This window comes from Vibrio sp. 10N.222.55.A1, assembly GCF_041473835.1.
In the GTDB taxonomy this organism is placed as follows: Bacteria; Pseudomonadota; Gammaproteobacteria; order Enterobacterales; family Vibrionaceae; genus Vibrio; species Vibrio crassostreae_C.
Genome location: NZ_JBFRSX010000110.1, coordinates 1 through 2,749 on the forward strand (window position 1 = coordinate 1; position 2,749 = coordinate 2,749).

General features: G+C 43.8%; 3 protein-coding genes. 2 read left to right on the forward strand and 1 reads right to left on the reverse strand.

Going from position 1 to position 2,749, the window contains the following annotated elements; all coding sequences use genetic code 11:
- Positions 1–129 precede the first annotated feature (129 nt).
- Together AB4493_RS21445 and AB4493_RS21450 are read left to right on the forward strand one after the other, a co-directional pair.
- Positions 130–870 (forward strand): sulfite exporter TauE/SafE family protein, encoded by a 741-nt coding sequence (locus AB4493_RS21445; RefSeq protein WP_372124046.1) that lies wholly within the window; start codon positions 130–132, stop codon positions 868–870.
- Positions 871–914: 44 nt separating this feature from the next.
- A complete protein-coding gene (locus tag AB4493_RS21450; protein ID WP_102367602.1) occupies positions 915–1,694 on the forward strand; it encodes a glycine betaine ABC transporter substrate-binding protein in 780 nt (259 codons plus the stop codon).
- A gap of 60 nt (positions 1,695–1,754) precedes the next feature.
- Here the strand turns inward: AB4493_RS21450 and AB4493_RS21455 are convergent, their stop codons facing one another.
- Positions 1,755–2,678, reverse strand: a complete 924-nt coding sequence (locus tag AB4493_RS21455) for a LysR family transcriptional regulator (RefSeq protein ID WP_102490406.1) — start codon at positions 2,676–2,678, stop codon at positions 1,755–1,757.
- Positions 2,679–2,749: the final 71 nt, after the last annotated feature.

Consider the following 2,749-nt stretch of genomic DNA (forward strand, 5'->3'; position numbering starts at 1 on the left):
CACTGTCAACGAAATGACCCAAATCGCTTAAGCCAACTTTGTATTCCCCCTTATTTGAGTGAATGGCTTTAAAAGCTTTTTGCTCAAATACACTTGTTTTCATCTACGTATTTTCTTGGTTTACATATCATGATCACAGACCTTTGGTTTTATGTTGCAGCGATGCCTGCCGTTTTTTTCTATGGCATGGGCAAGGGAGGGGTCGGCGGTATTTTGGGGATGCTATCGGTACCTTTGATGGCGATGAGCGTATCGCCAGTTCAAGCCGCTGCGATTTTATTACCATTATTGTGTGGTATGGATTTAATGGCGCTGTTTTACCACCACAAGAACTGCAATTACGTCGAGCTAAAAAGTATGATGCCCTTCGCTATTATGGGGGTGATGAGTGCAGCTTATTTTATGGGTAGTCTGTCAACATCTGTCGTTGAACTTATCATTGGGGGGCTGGCTTTGGTCTTTTTAACACAAAAGTTTCTGCTAAAGCAGGTTCAATTTAGCCACCCGATAAAGGGCTATGCCTTAAGTATGTTGTCTGGGTTTTCCAGTACAATTGCCCATGCCGGTGGTCCGCCTGCAAGCATGCATCTACTGCCAAAAAATCTGCCGAAAGAACAATTAATCGGCACCAGCGTAGTATTTTTCACGGTGCTTAACTTTATTAAGTTGATCCCATACAGCTATATGGGGCTGCTCGATATGCAAAACTTGATGACCTCGTTAGTTTTGGTGCCGATTGCGTTTTTAGGGGTTAGAGCCGGTGTGTGGATGGTGAATATCATCTCTCAAGAGTTGATTTACAAGATAAGTTATAGCGTTCTGTTTCTTACGGGAACCAAGATGCTCTATTCCGGCCTCACGGCACTTTAAATGCGATTTTAAAACCTCTTTTTCTTTTATCATAAGGACACGTTATGTCTAACATTATCAATCTCGGGGTTACCGATTTATCTTTTCATCGCGTTACTGCATCCATAGTTAGCCATGTCTTAACTGATATGGGTTTTCAGGTGGAACGTGTCTACGCACCACATCAAGAAAATTTCCAAAATCTAAAAGTGGGCCGTATCGACATGCTCTCTTCTGCCTGGTTACCTTCAAGCCACGGTATCTATAAATCCGATGTTGAAACGGTAGAGCCTTTGTTAGAGTTAGGTTTGCACTATAAACCGTACGCTCTATGGGGGGTGCCCGATTATGTACCTGAGGAGGTTGTTTCACAAATCAGTGACCTATTAAAACCAGAAGTCGTTAAGCGCACCAACAAACACATTCAAGGTATTAACCCAGGTGCTGGCATTACCCGATTCTCTATTGAAATGATGGACCAATATGGATTAAGCGATGTGGGTTATCATTTTCACTCTGGTTCAGAAGAGGATTGCTTTGGTGCCTACGAACGTGCGGTTGAAAATAATGAGTGGGTTATTGTGCCATTGTGGAAACCACAGTTCTTGCACCACCTATTTACTATCCGTGAATTAAAAGAGCCCAAAGGATTATTGGGTAGCGTTGATCGCGCCATATTATTACTTCGACAAGAAAGATCAATCGTATTTACCCCAGCACAGTTGGCACAGCTAGATCAATTGCGCTTTTCAAATGAAATCATCGCAGAATTGGATTACAAGGTTTGCCGTGCGGGATTAGCGGTTGATGATGTGACTCGTGAGTGGTTGGACAACCATCAGTAGTTAAGACCATCACCGCTTTACTGAGGGCTGGCAATTTCCACGCCCTCACAACCTCAACAGTTAACCCAATAGAATCCCTTTGTCCTTCATTTGGATTAGAATCTGTTCGGTCTTTTCTCTAAGCATATCCCTTATTAGGCGGACGGTTGGGGTAATAGATTGTCGGCTTGGGCATATTAACCAAAGCTCAGTGGAAGTCGGTTTATAGTCTGCCATTACATTGACCACTTTCCCTGTTAGCAAGTCATCGGCCATATCGAGGCAAGACTTGATTGCTACCCCTTTCCCCGCCACACACCAGCGCCGAACAAGATCGCCATCATTAGATGCTCTGTTACCTTTCAGTTTTACCTTAATGTCCTCTTTTCCATCATTAAACAACCACTCATTTTGCAAAATATCATGTAACTGGTAAAACAGGGCATTATGTTCAAGCAGATCATCTGGCTCGGATGGAGTACCGTATTTTGCTAAATACTCCGGGCTGGCGCACAACAGCCTTGGCACATCACAAATTTTAAAACCGTACATACTCGCATCGGTTGGTGAGCCATAGCGCAGCGCCATATCAACAGAATCTCGATAAAAATCGATGTTGCTGTCACTGATACTGGAGCGAAGTGAAACGTCTGGGTAGTCCAACAAAAATTCATCAAGCCAAGGTGTGACCACATTTCGGCCCAAATCAGACGAAAGGGCGATGCGGATCTCTCCATCAATAATCCCTAGCTCTTCACGCATGTTCATTTTGGCTTTTTCAAGCATCTGCAACGCCTCTTCACACTGAGGCAAATAACGCTCGCCGGCAGAAGATAAGCGTAAATGACGAGTCGTTCGTACAAATAATTCAGCCCCTAATGATGCCTCAACACGTTTCACCGCCGCACTTGCCGTTGCCGTGCGCATATCCAGATTTGTCGCAGCAGCAGTGATGCTGCGAAACTCTGCGACTTTTAAAATGACCTGAAAATCCTCTAAGAGCATAACCGTTACCTTTTAATCAGTGTGTTAACAAAATCTGAAAATGACTATCCCTTTGGCGTTGTTGATCAAAT

Bases quoted from the DNA above. Each gene is read 5' to 3' on its own strand.
- AB4493_RS21445 (WP_372124046.1), top strand. From the start codon at position 130: ATGATCACAGACCTTTGGTTTTATGTTGCAGCGATGCCTGCCGTTTTT.
- AB4493_RS21450 (WP_102367602.1), top strand. From the start codon at position 915: ATGTCTAACATTATCAATCTCGGGGTTACCGATTTATCTTTTCATCGC.
- AB4493_RS21455 (WP_102490406.1), bottom strand. From the start codon at position 2,678: ATGCTCTTAGAGGATTTTCAGGTCATTTTAAAAGTCGCAGAGTTTCGC.